At 66.5% G+C, this 18,985-nt stretch carries 19 protein-coding genes; 12 read left to right on the top strand and 7 right to left on the bottom strand.

Going from position 1 to position 18,985, the window contains the following annotated elements; all coding sequences use genetic code 11:
• Together DP939_RS36525 and DP939_RS36520 are read right to left on the bottom strand one after the other, a co-directional pair.
• A partial coding sequence (locus tag DP939_RS36525) for a transposase (protein ID WP_147268273.1) occupies positions 1–197 on the bottom strand: 197 nt, incomplete at its 3' end.
• A gap of 20 nt (positions 198–217) precedes the next feature.
• Positions 218–496: a hypothetical protein gene (locus tag DP939_RS36520; RefSeq protein WP_113985401.1), complete on the bottom strand. Its 279-nt coding sequence runs from the start codon at positions 494–496 to the stop codon at positions 218–220.
• A 436-nt stretch (positions 497–932) separates the two neighbouring features.
• Between DP939_RS36520 and DP939_RS36515 the strand changes: the two genes are divergently transcribed.
• From DP939_RS36515 to DP939_RS36480, 8 genes are all read left to right on the top strand, one after another.
• Positions 933–1,190 (top strand): hypothetical protein, encoded by a 258-nt coding sequence (locus DP939_RS36515; RefSeq protein ID WP_199565649.1) that lies wholly within the window; start codon positions 933–935, stop codon positions 1,188–1,190.
• Positions 1,187–1,723, top strand: coding sequence for a DUF6879 family protein (locus DP939_RS36510; RefSeq protein ID WP_113985400.1), 537 nt, complete (start codon positions 1,187–1,189; stop codon positions 1,721–1,723). The genes DP939_RS36515 and DP939_RS36510 overlap by 4 nt, the downstream gene beginning before the upstream one ends.
• Positions 1,724–1,733: 10 nt before the next feature.
• On the top strand, positions 1,734–2,603 hold the full coding sequence (locus DP939_RS36505; RefSeq protein WP_199565648.1) for a helix-turn-helix domain-containing protein: 870 nt from the start codon (positions 1,734–1,736) through the stop codon (positions 2,601–2,603).
• 296 nt (positions 2,604–2,899) lie between these two features.
• Positions 2,900–3,073 (top strand): FxLD family lanthipeptide, encoded by a 174-nt coding sequence (locus DP939_RS36500; RefSeq protein WP_113985412.1) that lies wholly within the window; start codon positions 2,900–2,902, stop codon positions 3,071–3,073.
• Between the two features lie 115 nt (positions 3,074–3,188).
• A complete protein-coding gene (locus DP939_RS36495) occupies positions 3,189–6,263 on the top strand; it encodes a lantibiotic dehydratase (protein ID WP_158578912.1) in 3,075 nt (1,024 codons plus the stop codon).
• The gene (locus tag DP939_RS36490; RefSeq protein ID WP_113985397.1) at positions 6,260–7,516 is read left to right on the top strand and encodes a lanthionine synthetase C family protein; all 1,257 of its coding nucleotides are present in this window, start codon (positions 6,260–6,262) and stop codon (positions 7,514–7,516) included. The genes DP939_RS36495 and DP939_RS36490 overlap by 4 nt, the downstream gene beginning before the upstream one ends.
• Before the next feature lie 34 nt (positions 7,517–7,550).
• Positions 7,551–9,773, top strand: a complete 2,223-nt coding sequence (gene fxlM, locus DP939_RS36485) for a methyltransferase, FxLD system (protein WP_113985396.1) — start codon at positions 7,551–7,553, stop codon at positions 9,771–9,773.
• Position 9,774: 1 nt separating this feature from the next.
• Positions 9,775–10,881: a hypothetical protein gene (locus DP939_RS36480; RefSeq protein ID WP_113985395.1), complete on the top strand. Its 1,107-nt coding sequence runs from the start codon at positions 9,775–9,777 to the stop codon at positions 10,879–10,881.
• 61 nt (positions 10,882–10,942) lie between these two features.
• On the opposite strand, the gene DP939_RS36475 is transcribed toward DP939_RS36480, so the two are convergent.
• From DP939_RS36475 to DP939_RS36465, 3 genes are all read right to left on the bottom strand, one after another.
• Entirely contained in the window at positions 10,943–11,830 is an 888-nt protein-coding gene (locus DP939_RS36475) for a phosphotransferase (protein ID WP_113985394.1), read from the bottom strand.
• A gap of 379 nt (positions 11,831–12,209) precedes the next feature.
• On the bottom strand, positions 12,210–12,410 hold the full coding sequence (locus DP939_RS36470) for a hypothetical protein (RefSeq protein WP_146607232.1): 201 nt from the start codon (positions 12,408–12,410) through the stop codon (positions 12,210–12,212).
• A 79-nt stretch (positions 12,411–12,489) separates the two neighbouring features.
• Positions 12,490–12,837 (bottom strand): hypothetical protein, encoded by a 348-nt coding sequence (locus DP939_RS36465; RefSeq protein ID WP_147268272.1) that lies wholly within the window; start codon positions 12,835–12,837, stop codon positions 12,490–12,492.
• A gap of 584 nt (positions 12,838–13,421) precedes the next feature.
• Between DP939_RS36465 and DP939_RS45645 the strand changes: the two genes are divergently transcribed.
• Together DP939_RS45645 and DP939_RS36460 are read left to right on the top strand one after the other, a co-directional pair.
• Positions 13,422–14,513 (top strand): tetratricopeptide repeat protein, encoded by a 1,092-nt coding sequence (locus DP939_RS45645; protein ID WP_147268271.1) that lies wholly within the window; start codon positions 13,422–13,424, stop codon positions 14,511–14,513.
• Between the two features lie 28 nt (positions 14,514–14,541).
• Positions 14,542–15,417 carry a DMT family transporter gene (locus DP939_RS36460; protein WP_113985391.1) on the top strand — a complete coding sequence of 292 codons (876 nt, stop codon included), beginning with the start codon at positions 14,542–14,544 and terminating at the stop codon, positions 15,415–15,417.
• A gap of 42 nt (positions 15,418–15,459) precedes the next feature.
• Here the strand turns inward: DP939_RS36460 and DP939_RS46475 are convergent, their stop codons facing one another.
• Positions 15,460–16,083 carry an HAD family hydrolase gene (locus DP939_RS46475; protein ID WP_158578910.1) on the bottom strand — a complete coding sequence of 208 codons (624 nt, stop codon included), beginning with the start codon at positions 16,081–16,083 and terminating at the stop codon, positions 15,460–15,462.
• A complete protein-coding gene (locus DP939_RS36450; protein WP_147268270.1) occupies positions 16,080–17,411 on the bottom strand; it encodes a helix-turn-helix domain-containing protein in 1,332 nt (443 codons plus the stop codon). The genes DP939_RS46475 and DP939_RS36450 overlap by 4 nt, the downstream gene beginning before the upstream one ends.
• A gap of 486 nt (positions 17,412–17,897) precedes the next feature.
• On the opposite strand from DP939_RS36450, the gene DP939_RS36445 reads away from it, so the two are divergent.
• Entirely contained in the window at positions 17,898–18,515 is a 618-nt protein-coding gene (locus DP939_RS36445) for a hypothetical protein (protein ID WP_147268269.1), read from the top strand.
• An 83-nt stretch (positions 18,516–18,598) separates the two neighbouring features.
• Positions 18,599–18,964 carry a hypothetical protein gene (locus DP939_RS36440; protein ID WP_111165229.1) on the top strand — a complete coding sequence of 122 codons (366 nt, stop codon included), beginning with the start codon at positions 18,599–18,601 and terminating at the stop codon, positions 18,962–18,964.
• Positions 18,965–18,985 lie beyond the last annotated feature (21 nt).

Genomic DNA, 18,985 nt, shown 5'->3' with positions numbered 1-18,985 from the left:
GTCGTCCGGCCCGGACGCTGCCCGTCATCGACCTCGGCCTGCCGGATCCACGTCCGCAACGCCTCCCGATGCACCCCGAGCTTGTCTGCGACCCGGGCGATCGCGCCTGTCCGCTCGCCCGTCTGCTCACGAAGCTCAAAGACCATCCGAACCGCACGTTCACGCAGTTCAGAGCTGTACTTCCTCGGTGGTGCCATAGCTCCTCACCCTTCCAGGTTCAGGAGCCTCCAACCAACCCGGGGTGATCCATGTCGTTCTCTGCCATGAGGGTCAGGGCCGCCCACTCGCGGTCTGCCCGGCGTCGTTCATCGACCTTGTAAAGCTTGATGCAGGTCTCGTGGCCGGAGTCCGCCCAGCCGTACGCCAGGTTGTTTCGGCCGCCGGTGAGCGGACGCAGCGCCCATGCCTCGCACACGGCGTCGATCCCGGCTTGGTCGCCGATGGCGAGCGCGGTGCGGAGTTCGGACAGCAGCCTGGTCGGTGTTGGGGCGTGCATGCAGGCTCCATGATGATGCTGTGATTGCGCTGGTCAGCCTATGCATGGTCGGCTGGGTGTGCCGGGGTTCCGTTGGGGTTGGTCTGATGGGCGGCTAATTGTTGGACGTGTGCTGGACGGCCTGCACGGTGGACATGGAGCCGGATTGGCGCTGGATAGGGTCAGTGGGCGTATTAGCCGTCCCTGCAGGTGCATCTGGACGACGATGCCATCGGGATCGGCCGGTAGGCCGACCTCTGTTGCCCATGCTGTGGTGAGCCTTGGCCTGGAAACAGGCGAGCCCGCGCTGCGCGGCTCACTTTTCTGGTTCGAGTTGTGTGCCCCGGTAGATACATAGGAAAGCCGAGAGCGAATCGGCATGGATGGTTGACCGTGCCCCTTGGAGCGTCGTTCTCTGTGTGAGAAAGTTCCCGCAAGCTTCTCCATGGAGGCAGGCATGAGGATCACGTTCTTGGGTTCGACCTCGCAGAACGGCGGCTCGCCGACCCTCTACGCGACGGACCGGAACAGTCTCGTGGTGCGCGGCTACCGGATCACGGACCCGCAGGCGCTCGCCGATCTCGGCGAAGTGCCCGCGGGCGAGGCCGACATCGAGATCCCGCTGGAGTTGCTGCGGTACTACACGCCACCCACCGCCCACGACGAGGCGACGAGCACGCCGACGGCAGAGGACAGGGCGAAGGAGGGGCGTTGACGCTGGTCTCCGGTGAGGCGTTCGGTGATCTGTTCAGGTCATTCGAGCGCACGGCGTTCCGGCTGGAACCGCGGGAGCGTTACAACTCTCCCGGTGAGCAGGAGCCACTTCGCCGGTTCCTTGCCGGCGAGCCGGATGACCTGGCCTGGAACAGGCCCTGGCTTGATCTGATGGCCGAGCACACGATCAAGCGGAAGTTCGTGCACCGGGTACGGGTGGTGTCGGTCCCGTTGTCGGAGTACTCGCGCTTCGGCCTGTGGTGCGCGCAGTTCGCCCTCCAGGCCGGTGAGGACATCCGCTACCTTGATCGAGCGCAAGCGCAAGGCCTGCCCCAGGACGACTACTGGCTGTTCGACTCCAAGTGGGCCGCTGTGCTGCGATTCGACGACGATGACGTGCTGCTCGGCGCTGAGATCGTCACTGATCCGGCCACTGTCGCGGAGCTGGCGGCCGGTCGTGACGATGCCTGGCATCGAGCGGTCACCCGGGACCAATTTCTCGCAAGTCTGGCAGGGAGTAGGGCGCCTGAGTAGAAAAGGACGCGTGACCAGCGTCCAAAGGGCCAGAGAGGCGCTCGGCACCAAGCTGCGCATCCTGCGTACTTCCGCCGGCCTGACCGGCCGGGAGCTTGCCGAACGTCTCTCCTGGCCTGCCTCCAAGATCTCCAAACTGGAGAACGGGAAGCAGACTCCCAGTGAGGGCGACGTCATCGCATGGGTGAGCGCCACGAGCGATGACGAGCAGGATGCGGCATCGGCGCTGGCCATGCTGCGCACCATGGAGTCGGCGCACGCGGAGTGGCAACGGCTGCTCAGCGGGGGCGCCCGCCACCATCAGAACACCTGGGCGGAGATGGAGCGTAAGTCCGCACGGCTGCGCGTCTTCGAGCCGGCCTTTGTGCCCGGCCTGCTTCAGACGGCGGGATACGCCCGGCATCGCCTTGCCCAAGCCGTCGCGGTGTTCGGCCTCGGCGACGACATCGACGACGCGGTTCGCGCCCGGCTGGCCCGCCAGGAGATCCTCTACGACCAGCGTAAACGCTTCCACTTTGTGATCACGGAGGCGGTTCTGCGATATCGGCTCTGCCCGCCGGCGCTGATGCTGGCCCAGCTCGATCGATTGGTCGCCGCCTCTACCTTGCCCAATGTCCGGCTGGGCGTGATCCCGTTCGAGGCGCCGTTCGTGATCGCTCCAGGCTCCGGGTTTTGGATCTTCGACGACCGTCAGGTCCTTGTGGAGATCTTCTCGGCTGAGTTGACCTTGACCCAGGATCAGGAGATCGACCTGCATGGGAAGGTGTTCGGGGCCATGTCCTCGGTCGCGTCCTACGGAGCGAACGCTCGCGCGGTCATCACCGGGGTGATGGAGGACCTACACGCGGGCCTGCCCGACGATGATGACGCAGACTCGTAGCTCGATGTTTCGCTGCGCTGCTGGATAAGGCTGAGTCCCGAGAAATCTCTAGAAACATCCTCGATCCTCGGGCGGCGCGCATGCCACGCTAGCGGCGACATCCACGGTCCGTGCCTGGAGAGTGTCTGTGAGCACACCGTTCTCTTCCTGCTGCCGCAGGGCATTGCGGCGGCACCTCCGTGCCACACCGGCAGGGGGGTCGAGCATCGCAAGGCCGTCAGGCTCGCGGACCGACGGTGGCCTGCTCGCTCCAGGCCACGTTGCCGACCGGCCCTACGATCAGAAGGAGGGAGATCATGGCTGCTCAGACACCGGGCCTGACGGGCTCCGATGCCGATCTCGCGGACCTGTTCAGGTTGGACATCACATTCATCGAGCACGGGCCGAACGCGAACGCAGTGATCGCCATGACGGACGACAACTGTGGCACCACCTGCCCGAGCACCTGCACCACTTCGGCCGGCGCATAGCCCGGCCCGCAGGCGCTTCCCGCGACGGTGGCAAGAGCCTGCCTTCTGGCGGCGCCTCTACGGCCAGCGGGTGCTCGTGATGCCGTCTGATACGGATCGATATCGATTCCGGCGGATGGACAGCGCGCTACTGCGAGCCGCCACCCAACCCGGGGAACCGACGCTGCCACTGTGGCCGACGCCGGAGGAGTCGGCGAAGGCCGGACCTGACCGATGGGTCGCGTGGTTGCGTCAGACCTGGACCGACGAGCGGATCGCTGATTCCGTTGAGGTCGCCAGTCCAGCCTTGGCCGCTCGGATCGAGGCTGTGGTCGGTGGAGCGGTGATCGATGCGCGGCGGGCGCGGCGGATGGCGCTTGCGCTCGCCCGCTATGTACTGCGGGCCAGGTCACGTGCGATTCCGTACGGGCTGTTCGCGGGCGTGGTTCCGGCTGAATTCGGTGCCGTGCCTGATGTGCGGTTCGGGCAGCGGCATCGTGGTCGGCTGAGGCCGAGTGCCGAGTGGCTGGACATCGTGATCTCTCGTTTTGAGCACGACCTGGCGCTGCTGCCCCGCCTTCCCGTGGTCGCCAATACGCTGTGCCGGGTCGTCGGTGACCGGCTGCGGGTTCCCGTTAGGGGCGCCGACGACACAGGCTCGCGCGAGGTTTCCTTACGGCTGACGCCCGCGGTGGCCTTCGTCATGGACGTTGCCGTATCGCCGGTGCCGTTCGGAGATCTGGCTGCGAAACTGGCGGCGAAGTTCCAAGGCGCGTCCTTGGAGGAGATCGACGCGCTGCTCGGCGAGCTGGTGACGCGGCAGGTGTTGATCACCGGTCTGCGCCCGCCCGCGACCAGACCGGACCCTCTTGAATATCTCCTCGATCAGCTCTACGCGCTCGGCGCGGACACCTTGCCGCATCTGGCCTGCCAGATTCGCATGCTGACCGAGATCCACTCAAGTATGGCCAAGTTGAGCAACGTGCAGATCTTCTCCGGGGAGAGCCGGAGTTCGCGCGCCAGCGTGATGGAGAGCATGCGCGAACTCGCACCGGCAGGCGACGCACCGCTGGTCGTCGATGTGCGGATGGATGGGCGCATCGTCTTGCCGGACACGGTTGGCCATGATGTGGAGAGGGCCGCCGAGGTACTGGCCCGCCTTGCCGCCTACCGGCAGGGCACGCCCGCCTGGCGTGAGTATGCCGAACGGTTCGCACGCCGATACGGACCCGGGGCGCTGGTCCCTGTCACTGAGCTTGTCGATCCCGTGCTGGGCATGGGCTACCCGGCGGGATATCCCACTTCTGCGCCAGCGACCCCGCCGACGCTCACGGTGCGTGATGAGCGTCTGCTCGCATTGGCACAGCGTGCGGCACTTGATGGTGCCACCGAGGTCATTCTGACCGACACGATGATCACAGAGTTGCGGACATCGGAAGAAGAAGCCCATTCTCGGCTGCCGCCGCATCTGGAGCTCAATGTGCAGGTGTACGCCGAATCGCTCGACGCCCTGGCGAAGGGAACGTTCACGGTACGAGTGCTCGGTGTCTCACGCGCGGCCGGGACCATGACCGGGCGCTTCCTCCCCCTGCTGGAGCCGACAGACAAGGCGGGATTGGTGGCCGCGCTCACCCGCCTGCCTACCGTCACGGACCAGGCCACCGCCCTCCAGTTGTCATTCGCACCGCTACACGTCCGGGCCGATCACGTGGTGCGCGCTCCCCGCCTATCGCCGTCTGTCATCAGCCTTGGTGAACATCCCGACCCGGCAGCGGACCAGGTCCCGCTGAAGGACGTGGCGGTCGGCTGCACAGCCGACCGTCGATTGTTCCTCGCCTCGATGTCCCGGGAGTGCGTGATCGAAACACTGGCTCCGACGTCCTTGAACTACCGGTCCGCCGCGCACACTCCTCCACTCGCCCGATTCCTGGCCGAGCTCTCCCGCTCCTCCACCACACAGGTCACCGGATTCGACTGGGGTGCGGCCGGTGGGCTGCCGTTTCTGCCCGCGCTGCGGTACGGCCGCATTGTCTTGAGCCCTGCTCGCTGGAGGCTGTCCCACGCCGATCTGCCCGGTGCGCAGGCGCCCTTCGCCGAGTGGATCGACGCTCTGCACGCATGGCGTGAGCGGCGCCATGTGCCCACCCAAGTCCTGCTCGCTGAAGGCGACCAGCACCTACTTCTCGCCCTCGATCAACATGGTCCGGCTGAGCTGCTGCGCGATCATCTGAACCGCGCCGGGCGGGCGACGTTGATCCAGGGTCCCGAGCCCAGCGACCTCGGATGGTGCGGAGGGCGGGCCCACAGCCTCGTCGTCCCGCTTATCTCGACCCAACCGTCGGCACCATCGCCCCATGTGGGTGCTTCGACAGTGATCCGCCTGCGTGACGAGGGGTCCATGCCGGGGGCGCGACCTCGTTTGGATGCCGAGCTGTCAGTCGCCGCTGACGTACAAACCCAGGCCCTCCTCCGCATACCCGACCTGATGAAGTCACTCAGCCCTATCACCGTGTGGTGGTTCGACCGCCACGGCGACCGCGAGGCGGTCTTGCACTTGCACATCGTGCTGCCCGGGGAAACGGGCTTCGGGGAGGCGGCCGAGGCCCTCGGTTCGTGGGCCGGCGCGCTTCGCGCGCAGGGGCTGCTGCGTGAACTCCGGCTTGCCGGCCACACCCTCCAGGCTGGGCAGTGGAGGACCAGTGAGGTACTGGCCGCGGCCGAGCGTGTGTTCCACACCGACTCCCGAGTCGTCCTCTCCCAGCTCACCATGCCCCACGGATTCGACGCGGCAGTAGTCGGCGCGGCGAACCTCGTCGCGTTGGCCACCGGTTTCCTCGGTGGTCCTGATCAGGCGATGCGCTGGCTCACCGACCGACCTCGGCTTCGCCCTGCCCCCTCGCCCGTGCCCCGCCGAGTCCATGCCGACGCGGTCCATCTCGCGAATCCGGCTGAGGGCTTCGCCGCCCTCCACCTCGGGCTCGGCAGCACAGCGGCCGATCGTGAGGCGTGGCAAGAACGCGCCCAGGCACTCGACACCTGCCGGTACATGGCACGCCAGGACGAGCGCAACGACCTGGATGCGATGCTGGCTGCGCTGTTCGACGCCCACGCCCGGCGGGCCTTCGGTGCGGATGACGTCCAGCGCCACCTCAGCCTGCATCTCGCGCGCGCCGCCGCTCTCGCCTATCTGCACGCGAAGGGAGCAGCGTGAGCTCGACCGCCCCGGCCGCCCGGTTGCCGGCCGACAGTGAGGCCACCGAGCAGATCGCGGATCGACTCGCCGAAGAGCTCGCCGTACCGCCACGGCTCGATGACCGGTTGCCGGGCTGGTGGCCGCAGTCCCTCGCCCACGGTGGCGTCGGCATCGCGCTCTTGCATATAGAGCGCGCGGCGAGCGGTAGAGCATCCTGGAGTACAGCTCAACTATGGCTGAGGTTCGCAACTTCTAGTGAACTCAGCATCGGCGCCAACGCCGGGCTCTACTTCGGAGCTCCTGCCGTGGAGTTCATGGTCCACGCCGCCGCGCCGCATCTCCACGGCCTGGCCGAGCACACCCTGCCGGCGCTTCAGGAGGCCACTGATCGCGTCATCGGTCACCGCCTGGAGGCGGCTCGGCACCGCCTGAACCTCCGGCGGCGACCGGCACTTGCCGAGTTCGACGTCATCCGCGGCCTGGCCGGACTCAGCGCCATCCTGCTCTGTCGCGACGACCCCGCTACCGGCCCACTCGACCAGGTGCTCGCGCACCTGGTGGCGGTGACTGAACCGCTCAGTGAGGAGCCGGACCTGCTGCCCGGCTGGTGGAGCGACTTGGCGCCTGATGGCTCGCTGTCCGTCGCCTTCACAGGCGGACATGCCAACACCGGGATGGCGCACGGAATCGCCGGTGTGCTGGCCGTGCTCGCCGTGGCTCTCCAGCGGGGATTCGCCGCCACCGGGCAGGCGACCGCCATCGCACGAATTCTGGCCTGGCTGGATCGCTGGCAGCAGCAGGGCTCGGCAAGTCCATGGTGGCCGTACTGGATCACCCGACCGATGTTGCACACAAGCGGGCCCATCGAGCGGCGGCCACAGCGTCCCTCATGGTGCTATGGAACTTTGGGCGTAGCCCGTGCACAGCAGTTGGCCGCGATCGCGCTCGGTGACCCACGCCGCCGAGCACATGCCGAGGGTGCTGCCGCGGCGGCCCTATCCGATCCGCACCAGCTTCGCCTCATCAACGACTCCTCCCTGTGTCACGGGTACGCCGGAGTGGTCCACATCGCCGGACTGATGGCCGCCGATTCACCTACGCCCCACACGCTCGCCAGCACGGTCGCGCCTCTTCTGGAGCCGCTCACGCGTCACCTCACCAACCAGCAAGACCCCGGCTGGATGGAAGGCAAAGCGGGCATCGCCTTGGCCTTGCACGCGCTGGCCGTATGCCCGCACACCGGCTGGGATCGCGCGCTACTGATCGCCTGACCCACCACACCCTCAATCGGAGAGCCGCCCGTTCATGACATCACAACGCCTCGGACAAGCAGTGCTCGCCATCCTGGCCGGGGAGTCCTGCGAAGTCGCAGCCGACCGCTTCCAGTACCCCGAACTCGATCTGCGCAACGCCGTGGAGCTGTATCGGACGGCCGGCGAGGCGGCGCTGCTGCGCCTGGCCAAACGGGCGGCCTGGCTCCAGGTCACCCTCACCAGTACATGCCAGGACAGCACCGGCCCCGGACTCTCGCACACCGCGCTGGCCCGGCTCGCGACCGAGTTGAGCAAGGCCGAGGACGACTACGTGATCGACGGCTTCCACTTCCTGTACAAGGAGGGCGGGCTACGGCTGCGCGTCCGCCCCAACAACGAAGCAGCAGAACACCGGCTGACCACCATCCTGAACAACCTCACAGCTGACAGCCAGATCAGCGGATGGACGCGTGGCATCTACGAACCGGAGGAATACGCCTTCGGTGGCCCGGCCGCCATGGAAGTGGCTCACACGCTGTTCTGCGCCGACTCCCGCATCGCCTTGACCACCGCCGGTACCGTACCCGCTCCCCACGAACCAGGTCGGCGCGAACTCGCGGTCCTGCTGGCCAGCGTCCTTCTGCGCGCGGCAGGCCTGGACTGGTACGAGCAAGGAGCGGTATGGGCGTTGGTCGCCGAACACCGCCCAGTGCCGCCGTCGCCACCGCCCGGACAGGTGGCCGATGCGCGATGCGCCATGCGCCGTCTGATGACCACCATCCCTCCGGCACACCGGGCCGGTGCGGACTGGCCCGCCCGACTGGCCGCGTTCCAGACCACCGGACGCCGACTCGCTCACCTCGCGCGTGCCGGGCAACTGCAGCGAGGCCTGCGCGCCGTCCTCGCCCACCACCTCATCTTCTCCTTCAACCGGGCAGGGCTGCCCGCCGGACAACAGGCCGTCCTTTCCTACCTCGCGAAAGAAGTCATCATGAACGAACCAGCCATCCCCACCTCCGAGGGCGACAAGAGCATCGCTGCCCAGGGGGACGCCGAAGAACAAGCCGTTCGGCTCCGGGCCCACCTGGTCGCCGGACTACGAGAGCGTGGAGTGATCCATTCGCCGCGTATCGCCGACGCCATCGCGGCCGTCCCACGGCACAAGTTCGTGCCCGGCGTGCCCCTCATGGACGCCTACGCGGACGCGGCGATCTACACCAAACACGACCCGAGTAGCGGCCAGGCGATCTCCGCCGCCTCCCAGCCCACCATCGTCGCCATGATGTTGGAGCAGCTCGATGCCCAGCCCGGCGACAACGTGCTTGAGGCGGGCGCCGGGACCGGCTACAACGCCGCCCTGATCGGCCACCTGGTCGGCCCGCAAGGAAACGTCGTCACGCTGGACGTGGACGACGACCTGATCGCCGACGCCCGGGCGAACCTCCAGGCGGCCGACATCGGCAACGTCACGCCGCTCGTGCGAGACGGTGCTCTTGGCCACCCGGAATCGGCTCCCTACCAGCGGATCATCGCCACTGTGGGCGCGGGCGACGTCCCTCCCGCCTGGCTCGACCAGCTCGCGCCCGACGGACTTCTCCTCGTGCCGCTCCGAATCCGCGGCGGCGTCTCCCGCTCGATCGGATTCGTCCGCGACCACAGCGAGGGAGCCGAACACTGGCACGCCATCTCTCATGAGATGTGCACGTTCATGCCGCTACGCGGCATCGCCGATGACACTCGCCGTGTGATCCCCCTCACCGATGACGGCCAGGTCAGCCTGCACACCTACCGTGATCAGCACGTCGACTCCGATGCGCTGGCGACGGTCTTGCGACAGCCCGCCACCGAGGTCTACTCCGGGGTGATCTTCCGCAAGGGGGACCCATGGGAGTTCACCAACCTCTATCTGGCCTGCGCGCTGCCCGGCGGGATCGTGCGTATGCCCGTGGACGGCCCGGCCGTGCGATCCGGATTGGTACGGCCCCAGTTCCCCTGGGGGGCGATGGCGGCCGTGGACGGCGACTCCGTCGCCTATCTCACTCTGCGTGCGGGGCATGATGATGAGGGTCCTTACTGGGAAGGGGGCCTGATCGGACACGGCCTTCGCGGTGGTGAACTGGCTGCCCAGGTCGCCGAGCATCTACGCGTATGGGGCCATGAGTACCGTGACACCACGCCAACGATCCGCATGGCGCGAGGTCCGCATCGCGCATCGCTGACCGGCCAGTTCGTCATCGACAAGCCCCACGTCCGGCTGGCCATCGACTGGAACTGAGATGGACCGGCAGATGATAGCCCGCCGGTTCCCGCTGGTCTCCCGCTCCCGGCCCCCGGGCCTCACCCTTGCAGCCCGGGTCGCCGAACTCCGGAAGATCGTCGAGGAATCGTCCGGGCTCGACGACCTCGAGCGAGTGATCAGGGCCTGCGAAGTGTGCAACAAGGCGGCCTTGATCGCTTCAGACTGCGCTCTTCCGGACCTCGCCCGCGAGCTGTGCTGGCGACAGTACGACGCGCTCACTCAAACCCGTCCCATCCCGGCGTGGGCAGGGAAGCTGGCTCTGCAACCTGTACTGAACATCGCTCGTCAACTGATTCGCGAAGGTGATGGCGATGGCGCCTACCAGGTCCTCCACGGGCTCCTCATCGCCGCCCTGAACCGAACCGATACCGAGATCGCCGGTCGGCGGGTCGATCTGCGAGTGGTGACCGCAAGCCCGGACGATCACGAACTGTTGAGCAAGCTGCTGTGGGCGGCACTTCTCGCCGACGGCGCTCGTGCGCTCGCCCTGGCCGGACGCTGGCAGGAGGCCGCCGAGCATGCCGCCAAGAACCGCGGCGTCGGCACCCGCCTGCTCGACGGTCGCCAGGTCACCATTGTGGCCCTTGTAGAACGCGGCGACATTAACAAGGCCACTGCCATGGTGGGCGAGACTTTGCCCGCTGAACCCTGGGAGAAGGCGGTGGCCGGGCTGCTACGCGTCTACTGCCGACAGGCGGCGGGCATCGGTACCAATGAGGACACCACCGCGATGATCCTGGGCACCCTCGAACTCTTTGAGCATGCCGACCCCTCAACGGCGGTCTTCCGCACACGGGTCGGCATGACCGCTCTCGACCTGACCGCGGGCTACGACCCGGAGCCTGCCCTCCGCTTGCAGAGGGCCGTGATGACCGGAGCGATGTCGGACGCCTATGCCAGCCGAGAAGTACTTGGGCACGCCTCTCTTCGCTCGGCGATGATATCGCGACAGCAGCAAGCGATGCAGGCCATGGTTCAGGCGGCCGGCCTTGGAAACGGCGCGATACCGCACGGTCTTCTGGTCGATCTCATGGCCTCGGTCGCCAGAGCCGAGGCTCAGTTGATCCCTTTGGCCAGATCATGACCGGTGTTGCCCCTGAGGTAAGGGACTCGATTTATGCATCTTGTCCGCCGAACAGATCTCGTCACGCGAGCCGGTACTTCAGCCAGGTGTACCCGGCCCTGGCTTCACTTTGATAACCAGCGCGGGCGGACTCGGGTCCGTACACAGCCTTGTAGAGGCGGAACAGAGTCCATAGTGCTGCGACCCCTGTCACCAGATCGCCTGGCGCGGATCGCCACTCTCTCATGTCCATCAGTGAATTCTCCGCCTGCTGCGGGGTGTGACCGGCGGAGATCAGCCACGGCGTGAACATCACGGCGTCGAACCATGCAGCGCCCTGGCAGGCGAATCCCCAGTCGAGCACGAAGACGCTCCGGCCCACCATTCGGAAGGCCCCCGTGTGCATCTCATAGTGCAGCATCGTGTCGCCCTCCAGTCCGGCCACATCAAGCCCGTCGAGCGCGGCTCGATACATCGCACGGTCGCCTTTCGGGAGCGCGTTGTCGTCGTCCAGCATGGCGTACGCCTTGGCGAGCATGCGGGTGATGTAACCGGACAATGGCGGCACTCCCGGAGGACATGGCGTGAGCAGGTCGCCCAACCGCGCGACGGTCGCCAGTACTTCTGGCACGTCCGGGGAACCGGGTGATAGATCCGCCGGTGATCCGTCCAGGTAGGTGTGGGCGAGCGCGATCCATCCATGATCAGCGCTGGACCACGGCATGCGCGGGGCCGGCACGACGATGGGCAGGATCCGTCCGGCCTGGCGCTCCCGCTCGTACAGCCAGGCGGCCGGATGGTCGGCAGGGCACGCCTTGAGCCATGTGCCTGCGCCGGACTCGTGCAGCAGCCGGGCCGTAACGCACCGGGCGGGGCCGATGGCCCTGGACTCCGCCTTGACCACCGCGCCAAGGTACGTCTCCATGTCGGCGCGGAGCGGCTGCGGCAGGTTCTCCCATCGCATGCGCATCAGCGCTCCTCCTCTCACCGTTCGGGGCGACAGCTCCTTCGGGCGGCTCGTCGGCTTGGGCGGAGGCGGCCATCGTCATGTTCCGCACCAGACGTGTCCGGAAGACGCTCAGGCAGTCCAATGGCACCCCTCTTGGGGAGGGCGCGGGCGGGCGGCGAACCTGGGGGTGGTGGGCCGCCCGCCCACGCGGGCACGGGAGCTACCAGACTCCCTGTGCGGCGCGGTCCGGCCTGGGAAGGTGTGGGGCCGCCGCGCGTCTTGGGTAGGTGGGTGGCGCGGGCAGGGAGAAGGCCTCGTACCTGCCCGCGCCGGGCGGGCCCCCGACGGCCCGCCGTACGGCACGGCGGCGCCCATATCCGCACCACGCCGCCGTGCCCGATCATGGAATGCTCTCCCAGGCGTCACCGGCCACCGCGACGGTCGCGCCGTTCTTGCGGTAAGCGGTCAGCAGCGTCTCCCCGTACTGGTAGCCGATGCCCAGGACGGATAGGCGCGCGTACCGTACGCGGCCACGACCTGACGGGAGGGCGTCGAGGGTCTCGAACATGGCGGTCTCGGCCGTCTGTTCGTTATCGCTCACACCGCCAGCGCTGTGGTCGCGGGCTTCGACCTCCCAGACCACGAGGAGGGGGCGTGCGGTGCAGCCGAGGTGGGAGCAGTCAGACGGGAGTTGCGTCATGGGGCTCCTCCGCGATCTGCACTGGGGTCAGCAGCGCGTGGTCGTCGACCAAGGCTTCGGCGGCCCCGGCCACAGTGCCGCGATGCACGTAAAGCGGGATACCGGGTCTGAGCTCACGCGGGCTGTGCCACCAGATCCCGTCCTCTTGAACCATGGCGACGAGACCGTGGCAGACCGAGACCAAGACTCTCCTCTGATCGTCGGTGAGGTCGGTGTGGATGCCGTGCGCGGCGAGCGCGTCCTGAAGCCTTCGGGCGGTTTCCTGTAGAACTGGAGGTGCCGAAGGTTTTGGGTGGGTCGGCCGGTAGACGAGCATGAAGGCGTTCATCAGCCGGCCGCCGGGATAGTGGCGTAATCCAGCTCGGTGGTCTCTGGCGCTCTTTGGCCCGCTGTGGCGTAAGGCATGATCGACCTCCAATTGTCCGTTATGGTGTGAACGGGACATTTCTGTTACTCGGTCGTCCCGAGTGTGTAGGATTCTTGGCACCAAAGAATCTGCGGCCTGGTCACCGCGAACAACCCGCCAGAACGGGGAACATGATGCCGGGCATCCCCGTCAGACGGGGAAAAGCTCGTTGATCTGCAGTGTTGGTGTGATTGCCGGTGTAGCGTTCGATTGTAAGAACGCGGTTACTCGGGACGGTGAACGTGGCCGGCAGTCAGGGAGTTCGGCAGACCCAGATGCGGCATGCGGCGACGCTGCGCGCCCAGGGATCGACATGGGTGGAAATAGCTGAGCAAATTCACCAGAAGTTCCGCGTGAACATGCGGGTCGCTTTCCGTATAGCGCGAGGATGGAGTCAAAGCGAAGCTGCGAGGGCCTGGAATCAGCGATGGCCGGATGACCCGAAGACCAACAAGATCATTTCATATTGGGAGGCGTGGCCCCAGGCCACTGGCCGACTCCCCAGTATGGACACGCTGGGGAGGCTCGCCGAGCTGTACGAGTGCAGCGTGAGTGCCCTGCTGTCGGACCACTACGACTTCCGGCATCTTGATCAGGCGTATCAGCGCCTTGGATCCAGCGGAGCTCCGCAATCACCTGGCTCGATCGCGTCACCGGATACGGCAATGGCAGTAGCGCGAGGGGGACACATTCTTAAGCGACCGCGCCTTTCCCCCGGACTTCTCGAAGGTCTCTCCGCGATGACACAGACCTTTCGCCAGATGGACTACCTATCCGGCGCGCGAAGCGTACACAGCGAAGTCAACGCTCATCTACGCCGCATGCTGGACTTGAGGGACCAAGGTCGAACTTCCGCTACCAATAGGGAACTGCTCTGTGCCACTGCCGATGTCGCCCAACTGGCAGCATGGCTTGCGATCGATGGGCAGGAGTACTCAACCGCCAAGCGTCACTGCCGACTGGCGCTCACGGTCGCCGAAGAGGCCAAGGATCACGGCATGCATGCTTATGTGCTCGGCGTGATGAGCTACATCTCGTTGCATGCCTGCCGCGGTCATGACGCACTGAAGCTTCTGAGCGCCGCAAGTGAGATGGCCACACATGCCGTGCCGTCGGCGGTCCGCTCGTGGATCGCGGAGGCGAGGGGTGAAGCCCTCGCTCTGGCAGGTGACCAGCGTGCCGGACTCTCGTCTCTGCACGCGGCCGAGGTCGCGTTCGACAAGGTGACCGAATCGACTGCGCCGCCCTGGCTGGCCTTCTACAACAGCCCTGTTCACGCGGCTCGCCTGAAAGGAAGATGTCTCGTTCGGTTGGGGCACGCGAATGCGGCCATCGAGGTGCTGAACGACAGCCTTCGTCAACTACCCCCTACGTATGTGCGGGAACGAGGAGGCACACTGATCGATCTGGCGAACGCTCTGGCCCAGGCCGGAGAAATCGACGAGGCATGCCGCATCGCGGCGCAAGCAGACGAACTGTCTCGGGCAACCTCGTCACAACGGAACCTACGCCGACTGCGGGAACTCCTGGTAGTGCTAGTGCCATGGAACCGATCCGCCTGCGTACAGGAGCTCGCCAGCAGGCTTCTACTCAGTTGAAATCGGCGCCCACGGTGCAGCACCTTCCATGAACCGCCGCACATGGTGGGCGCTCATCCTTCTTTCTGCTCTATGGGGCGCGGCATACCCGCTCATCGAGATCGCCCTTCAGGGGCTATCTCCCGTGCATGTGGTCCTCGGGCGGGTGACCACCGCAGCGCTGATGCTCACCCCACTGGCCCTTCGCTACGGAGCCCTGCAGCCACTTCTTCGTCATCCCCGCGCGGTGATCGAGACCGCCCTGATGCAATCGACGGCTCCGCTGCTGCTGCTCACCGTTGGGCAACAGTACGTTCCGTCGGGGCTTGCCGGCATTCTCGTAGGAGCGCAGCCGCTGTTCGTCGCCCTGCTCGCGGTGCGGTTCGCGCCCGGGGAGCGACCACAGGGGTGGCCCGGCATTCTCGGGCTTTCTTTGGGCTTCCTTGGACTGATCCTTCTCTTCGGGTTCGATCTGCGCGGTGGGCGTGAGGAACTGCTTGGCGGCGTACTGCTTGTTGGTGCCGCGGTCTGCTACGCCGCTGGTGGGCTGATGATCCATCGCCGCCACGCCGACGCTGAACCGCTTGGCGTCGCCACGTGCTCCATGCTGGTAACCACCTGTGCCCTGCTCATTCCTGGCGTTCTTTCACTGCCCAGCAGCGTTCCGGACTTGTCGGTCCTCGGCGTCCTGATGGTTCTTGGGGTCGTCTGCACCGGTGGAACGCTGGTCTTGTTCTACACCTTGGTGAGCAGAGCAGGACCGGCACAGGCCGCGCTTGCCTTCTACCTATCGCCCGCGTTCGCCGTCCTCTTCGGAGTTACTCTGCTGCACGAGCGGCTGACCGCGGTGACCGCATTAGGCCTTGTAGCCATCGTGGCGGGAGCTGCCCTTGCCGGTAGATCGGAGAAGACAGCGGCCTTGTAAATTGACACGAGGCCGAGCCCACTGCGCTTCGCTCTGAGGAGCCTATGTACCCGGATTGGACAGGCCGAGCCGTTTGATGATTTCTGCGATTCCGGATTCCGGCTCGGCGAAGTGGACCACGGCCATACCGAGGTCGTGGGCGGGGGCCAGGTAGGCGGCGGTGTCGTCGGCGAAGATGCACTCGGGGGGATTGACGCCCAGGCGGTCGGCGGCGAGCTGGTAGATGGCCGTGTCGGGTTTGCTGGTGCCGACCTGGTCGGAGATGACGATGGTGTCGAAGTGGCGCTCTAGGTCGTAGGCGTCGTAGACGTTGTAGTCGCCGCTGCCCCAGGAGTTGGACAGGACGCCGGTGCGGATGCCCTGGTGCCGGGCTCGGGCGACCAGGGCGAGGACTGGCTGGTAGGGCTTCAGGTGGGCCCCGATGCGGGCGATGATGCCGCGGCCGGGGATGCCGAGCGCGCCGCCCAAGGTCTCCTCGAACTCGTGCTGGGTGATCCGTCCGCGCTCGGCGTCGACCAGGCGGGCGCGGACCTCCGGGCGAGTTGCCAGGACGTGCTCGATGGCGTTGTCCGGCAGGCCCTGGCTCGCGCAGAAGGTGCGGATCGCGGCGTAGAAATCGGTGGTGACGACACCGCCGAAGTCCAGCAGGAGGGCGCGTGGCCTCATCGCATGCCTTTCAGGTGGAGAAGGTGTTCGCCCAGGCGGCGTCCGGCCGCTGAGGGGGTCTGTTGCATGTGCTGGTGCAGGCGGTCCACTCGCTGCAGGCTGGGCGTGTGGCCGGTCTGCTCGATGATGTCCAGGGCTTTGATCGCGTGATCGGCCGCGTCCTCCATGCTCGCGGTGGCGGCGAGGGCTTCGGCCAGGTCGATGTGGGCGGTGCAGCGGTGTCGTTTCAATGACGGATCCAAGCAGGCCAGGGACTGAGCCAGGATGGCTTGGGCGTCCTGGTACCTGCCCAGGCGCATCAGGTCTCCTCCACGGTAGGCCAGGAGCTTGTCGCCGCCGAAGGATCCAATGCCGATCCACGGCCGGGCCGGCGCTGCATTCGTCAGGCGCAGTTCGGCTTGGGCGAGGTGGTGCTGGCATTCCTGTTCCTGGCCGAGGGAGGCGTGCATCTCGGAGGTCACGGCCATCAGCCAGGCGTGAGTGCGTGGATGGATTCCGCGGCGGGCTGTGTCCAGGGCCGCGTCGGCGAATCCGAGACCGGCGTGCGGGTCCTTGTTTCCATAGGCGGACAGGAACGCGCGCCCGCCGAGGGTGAAGGCCATCAACTCGGCGTCGTCGATCTGCTGGGCGGCGCGCATCGCGATCGTGATGTAGGGCCTGGCCGCCAAGGGGTCGTCCAGATCCAATCCGAGCACGGCGGCCAGGAGCGTACCCATCTGGCCGATCAACGACACCACCCGGTCGCATTGTGCGCCCGCCTCAGCAGCGAATTCGGTGAGCAGGTTCAGAGTTCCGTGGGCCGGTGCCAGCAGGCAATGGGCACTGGCCGAGCGGTAGGACTGCCGAAATCCCGACACGATCTGTTCCAGACCGTGGACGGTGTCGGCGTCCAGCCGCACGCTCTTCCCCTTGACCGCCGACAGCCGTTCGGTAAGGCCCTCTTCAATGCCGGGCCGGAGATGGTGCAGAACGCTCGTCACCGTTGCCGAGGACTGCACCAGGAACCAGCGCCGCCGTTCAAGATCGCAGATGTCCCAGCCGGCGGGGTCGATCAGCAGGTGCTGGAGCGTCATCGGCGACTGCGAGCCATGGCCCTGATCTCCGGCCTGGTCGGACTCCACACCGATGAGGTAGCTCAGCTCCACTCGCAGAACCGTGGCGATCGTCCGCAGCAGGGCGAGACTGTCCACCCGCATCACCCCGGTCTCGACCTTGGAGACCCAGCTTTCGGAGCGGCCGATCAGGGACCCGAACTCCAGTTGCGACAACCCTCTGCGGCGGCGGCTTTCCATGATGCGCTGCGCGATCAACAGATCATGCTTGTCCACGGCCACCACGTGCCCCACTCGCTGGTCTGATGTCACGACCAGTCTCTATCTCACGCAGTGCAATCGCAAGATGACCTTGTGTTATGAGCGAGCTTCTGGAGCTCTGCCCTACCCGAACCGGTGTCGGCCGGTCAGAGCGGAGTTCAGCGGATTCACCACCGTGCTGGGCCGGAGCGGGGCTCCTACCTCGTAGCGGCACTGACGATCAGGTACTGGTCCCCTTCGTACCGTCCCCATGCATCCAGCGAAAGGGAAGGCATGGAAATACGGGCCGGAGCGACGAACACCCCGATCGTCGCCGCAACGATGGAAGTACTCCCGCACAGCGACGACGGCCGCCAGATCCGGAGACGCTTGGGCTGGCCTGGCCAGCCTGGGACGGGCGAGGTAGCCGCCGAGGTACGCCACTACCTGGCCACTCTTCGAGCGAAGCAAGTGACGCTGCCTGACGATCTGCGCATGGTCAATGGCCCCGATGGGCTCGAAATGCGGCATCGACGAGTGGACGGGACGGCGTTGACCGAGCTTCCCGGATCCCAGGCCGCTGAGTTCGTCACAGCGGTTCGCCGTGTCGGCGATTGGGTGAACCGGCTGCACGACAGTGAGGCCCGGCTCGATCCCAGCCTGGCCGGCTTCGTGCTCGATCGCGGCGCGAACCTTACCTACGTCAAGGTCGTACCCCCGCTGCTGACCACCCGCCGCCCTGTGGAAACGACCCCCTGGCGGCAGATCCTCGGCGCGCTGCGCTACGACCGCAACGTCACCTTGTGCGCGATGGCCGGGTACGCGGCCCGCCACCTGCTTCGGACCCTGGAACCCGGCGAACCGTTGACCACCCACGGAGCCGCAGTGATCGCACTGTGCCCTGGTCACCCCCGCCCCAGTACACGCCCGGCCATGTGGTTCCACGCCCGCACCCGCGCGGCCGAGCTGGCCCTCACCGGCCGTATCGCCGCCCAGCAGGCAATGGCGGTGTACGCCGCTACCTCCCTGCTCGTACTTCGCGGGATACCGCCCTCGGATCAGAGGGCCCACATCGAGGTCGCACTCGCCGCGGCGGCTGCTCTGAGTCGCGACAGCTCCGGCAAAGCCCCGCGGATGTAGCCGGAGAGCGCCGGACCACATGCCACCCCCGCCTGCCGATCCGCCAGGGGCGACCAAGCCATTTCTCTTTTCGGAGGTCATCTATGTTCATCCGCGCGGCTATCGTCGCCGTCTCTATCGCATGTGTCCTCATGCCGGCGGCCCCGGCCTCGGCCTCGGCCGAACGCCGGGTATGGGAGAGCGCCAACCGGCGGGGAAGTGTCACCGTCAACTCGGGACGCGACGTCGTCACCGTATGCGACTTCCAGGCCGATGACACCTACGTCGAGGCTGAGTACGCCACCAGCTTCCTGGCCATCCACAAGGTGGCCGACAGCAACGGCGCCCTCGCGGGCTGCGCCGTAGACCGAGTCATTCTGGGACGCGTCGATGTCTTCAAGCTCTGCTATGGCAAGCGTCACGTCTGGAGACAGTGCGATCAATCCATCTGGCTCAAGCACAGGAAATGATCTCTGCGTATGAGTGAGAGG

Source organism: Spongiactinospora rosea (assembly GCF_003315795.1).
GTDB classification, from domain to species: domain Bacteria; phylum Actinomycetota; class Actinomycetes; order Streptosporangiales; family Streptosporangiaceae; genus Spongiactinospora; species Spongiactinospora rosea.
This window is presented reverse-complemented; position numbering and strand designations above follow the sequence as displayed.